At 42.5% G+C, this 798-nt stretch carries 1 pseudogene; it reads left to right on the forward strand.

The features are described from left to right. Window positions 1-798: pseudogene (locus ACFIM6_RS10030) on the forward strand (hypothetical protein); the annotation flags it as partial.

Here is a 798-nt window from a genome sequence, read left to right on the forward strand (position 1 = left end):
TCAGCTTTATTCCTTGCATCAGACGCTAGCGATGTATTTAGGAGGGGGAGCTAGCTATGAAGGTGGCGAATGGAGGGCTCCGGAATTCAAGGTTGCGCAATTCAATTCTGATGGTAGTTCGTCAGAAAAGAAGATCTATCATGATGTAGCAGGAGCTTTTGATGGTGTCAGTGATGGTATGACGAGTATCAACGAGCGTATTCATGATGTTGAGAAGAATGTGGCGAGCAATGGTTTGAATTGGAATGAAGAAGAAGGCGCGTATGATGCGAAGCATGATGGTAAGTCGAGTAAGATTACGAATGTATTGGATGGTAAGATAGAAGAAGGCTCGCAAGAAGTTGTTAATGGTGGTCAGCTTTGGAGCACGAATGAGAGGGTAAAAGAGGTCGAAGACAAAGTAGATACGATAGATCAACATGTGAAAGATATTGAAGTAGCCGTAACGGATGGCGTTGTTTCCTATGACAAAGATAGTGATGGGAAAAAGACCAATAGCATTACGTTAGTAGGAGGCAATGACAGCGAACCTGTTATGATAGACAATGTAGCGGCAGGCAAGATTGAAACAGGTTCTCAGCAAGCTGTTAATGGCGGTCAGTTGCATGATTATACTGAAGAGCAGATGAAGATAGTTCTTGAAGATGCCAATAAGTATACGGATGAGAAAGTTAGTGGTCTTGTCAATGATGCTGTTAACGAGTCGAAATCCTATACGGATATGAAGTTTGAGACATTGAATTATGCTATTCAGGATGTTCGGAAAGAAGCAAGACAAGCTGCTGCTATTGGTCTAGC

It is taken from the genome of Bartonella sp. AA9NXGY, from assembly GCF_042196845.1.
Classification (GTDB): Bacteria; Pseudomonadota; Alphaproteobacteria; order Rhizobiales; family Rhizobiaceae; genus Bartonella.